At 59.7% G+C, this 3,052-nt stretch carries 3 protein-coding genes; all 3 read left to right on the forward strand.

The features are described from left to right. Positions 1 to 230 precede the first annotated feature (230 nt). The 3 genes from HMPREF2944_RS00455 to HMPREF2944_RS09090 all read left to right on the forward strand — a co-directional run bounded on the left by HMPREF2944_RS00455 (position 231) and on the right by HMPREF2944_RS09090 (position 2,881). On the forward strand, positions 231 to 953 hold the full coding sequence (locus HMPREF2944_RS00455; RefSeq protein WP_070679379.1) for a preprotein translocase subunit SecD: 723 nt from the start codon (positions 231 to 233) through the stop codon (positions 951 to 953). Between the two features lie 206 nt (positions 954 to 1,159). Continuing rightward, a complete protein-coding gene (locus HMPREF2944_RS00460) occupies positions 1,160 to 1,900 on the forward strand; it encodes a transcriptional regulator (RefSeq protein WP_070679382.1) in 741 nt (246 codons plus the stop codon). A gap of 267 nt (positions 1,901 to 2,167) precedes the next feature. Beyond that, on the forward strand, positions 2,168 to 2,881 hold the full coding sequence (locus HMPREF2944_RS09090; RefSeq protein WP_070679385.1) for a hypothetical protein: 714 nt from the start codon (positions 2,168 to 2,170) through the stop codon (positions 2,879 to 2,881). Positions 2,882 to 3,052 lie beyond the last annotated feature (171 nt).

The raw sequence follows: 3,052 nt of genomic DNA on the forward strand, positions 1-3,052 counted from the left end.
CGTGCGCATCCGAACGTGATGCGTGCGGGGCGTTTTTGTGTTCTAGGGAGCTTGAACACAAAGGGCTGTGATAGTAGCGGGGGAGGGGTCCACCTGCGGCGCGGTAACCCAGGGAGTTTTCAGGTCTCGGTGTTAGCATGAGGACGTATCCCGGATACGCTGGTGTACACCACAGCCACACTACGCACTGCGCCGTCGCAGAGCGGCGCATACAGAAAAGAGAAACCACGATGAAGAAGTCCATTGCTGTTCTGTCCCTGACCATCGCGGGAGCCCTCGGCCTCGTGGCCTGCGGCGGTTACAAAGTGTCCGCCCCCAGCGGTTCCGCAAGTGCGTCGGCATCTGCATCCGCGACCGCCTCTGCAAGCCCCTCGGCGACCGCCTCTGCAAGCCCCTCGGCGGCGGAAACCACCAAGGCTGCAGCTAAGAGCACCCAGACTTCCTCGGCAGATTCCTCCGGCGCCACGGAAGCATCTAAGGGCGCAGGGGATGACTCCCAGCAGTCGGACAAGACAAGCTACAGTGCTGCTAAGGAATTCGTGAAGAAATTCCAGGAGAAGCCCGGAGTGAAGAAGACCGAAAGCAGCGACGGAACCGCATACTACAACGATGAGGTCGCCTACGTCGAAGGCAAGGACGGCACCGTTATCGGCATCATGAGCGACGGTGAGTGGACCAGCATGGGCTCCGATGGAGTCACCGTTTTCGTGAACAAGGATGGTTCTTGGGCCGTGGCCAACTCAAAGGATAACCTTTACACCGTCGTTAAGGCGGACGGCACCGGCGCCATCATGAACACCAAGACCCTCGAAGAAGGCACCGACGTGTCAGCCATCAAGACCCCGAAGACCCCCGGCCGTATCGATGGCTTCAACGGCACCCCTGTAACTCCCGTCAAGGCAACTAAAATCGGTAAGTTCTCCGAGGTCGTAGACTCCATGAAACAGAAATAGCTTCCCGAATCTGGGATCCGATACCCCGCGCGTATCCGAACGTGATGCGTTCGGGGTATTTCTAGGTTCAAGGGAAGAATGAGGGTCAGGCGCTTCCCAGGTAACGGTGCTAATATATGGACGCGCCCAAAAACGGGTGTCACCAACCATATTTATACACAGCGTCGCGATGATGTCGCGACGCATGACGGAAAGAGAAATCCGCCGTGAAGAAGTCTATTGCTGTACTGTCTCTGAGCCTAGCAGGCCTGCTCGGCCTGGCCGCCTGTGGGTCCTCCCCGAAGAACCCGGATAGTAGCCAGAGCGCATCCTCCAGCGCTTCTGTCTCCGCTACCGCCTCTGCAAGCGCGAATAGCTCGAGCTCCTCCAGCGCCTCCTCCGAATCCACTAGCTCCTCTAGCTCTTCCTCCGCTAAGGCTGAGTCGACTTCGAGCTCCTCCGCCAAGTCCTCCACCAAGGGATCAGAGACCCAGGCGAGCGGTTCGTCGGCTAATCCCGCCCTGCCCAATGGCGCCAGCGATAGCAGCTACGGCCCGAAGGTCTACGAGACCTACAAGGAAGCTGTCGAAGAGGCTAAGAAGGACCCGAGCGCCAAGAAGACTACGAACGCCGATGGCAACGTGTACGCCGCCTCTGACGGAAGCATCGCTATTGTCGAGGCCAAGAACGGTAACTACATCGCCGTTCAGAACAACGGCAGCTGGCTACGCGTGACTCCCGAGGGCGAGGTCGTCACCGTGGACGCGAAGGGCTCCTGGGCCCTCTTCAAGACCAACGGCGAAGTGGCTCATATTGATGAGAACGGCGCAACTTCCATCGTGAATATCAAGACCTTCGAGGTTTCGACTGACTACCAGTCCCTGGAGGTGCCCAAGACCCCGGCTCCGGTGGGAGATTTCCCCGCTCCGAAGACCCCCGTCACGCCGAGCAGCGTGGCAACGAACTAGCAGCACCCATCGCCATAACCGGCGACTGACTAGACCCGTTCGCCCCGTACGTATCCCCGTGGATGCGTGCGGGGCGTTCTCGTACGTGTGCTCTCGGCTTCCGGTATTTTTCCCCGGTATTTCGGGTTTAGAGAGCGCCGCCGGAGCCCAGACTTTTCCCAGGGAACGGTGCTAGGATGGTGCCGTGCCCCAGACAGGGCACGTCAGCTACACCCATACACGGCGTCGTGACCGGGTTACGACGCTTGACGGAAAGAGAATGTCTCCGTGAAGAAGTCTATTGCTGTATTGTCTCTAAGCCTGGCAAGCCTGCTCGGCCTGGCCGCCTGCGCCCCCGCGGTGAAGGCCCCCGTAGCCTCCCGTGATTCCGCATCGGCAAGCGCCTCCGCCTCACCCTCTGCCTCGCCCTCCGCAGAGGACTCACAATCTGCCAGCGAATCCCCCTCCGCAAGTAGCGAGAGCTCTTCTAAGCCCTCCTCGAGCGCTTCTGCCGGGGAGACCGCTAGCAGCGACTCAACGGAGGAGGACGGGGCTGCCAAGTCGCGGAAGCTGGCCATGGACCTCTACAAAACGTACGCCAATTCAGTCTCTATCGCTGAGGGGACCCGTGGCGTCGTTAAGGGTGAAAACGCCGATGGTAAGACCTACACCTCAGAAAAGAACAAGGTCACTTTGGTTGCGGGGAAGGACAACGAGTACATCATCCGCATCAAGAATGACGGTAGCTGGAGCCGTGCAAGGGCCAACGGCGAGGCGGAGCTAGTGGACATCGACGGTTCCTGGATCAGGATTAAGCCTGACGGCGAACGCATCGTGGTCAAGGGGAGCGGTACCGTCTATATTTCCTACCACCAGGGCGATGTGCCCAAGGACCTCATTAACACCCTGGAAACCCCCAAGCTTCCCGCCCCCGTGGAAGGCGGCGTGGGCGTCCCCAAGGAACCTGTGAAGCCGACGAAGATCAGCTCGGTCACGAACTAAAATCCATAAGAAGCCTCACATATCGCGGCACCTCGCCCCGTGCGCATCCGAACGTGATGCGTGCGGGGCGTTCTCGTACGCGTGCTCTCGGTCTTCGGTATTTTGCCCAGGCATTTCGGGTTCGGAGAGGCGCCGCTGGAGCCCAGACTTTTCCCAGGGAACGGTGCTAGG

The organism is Rothia sp. HMSC072E10, from assembly GCF_001813965.1.
Lineage (GTDB): Bacteria > Actinomycetota > Actinomycetes > Actinomycetales > Micrococcaceae > Rothia > Rothia mucilaginosa_A.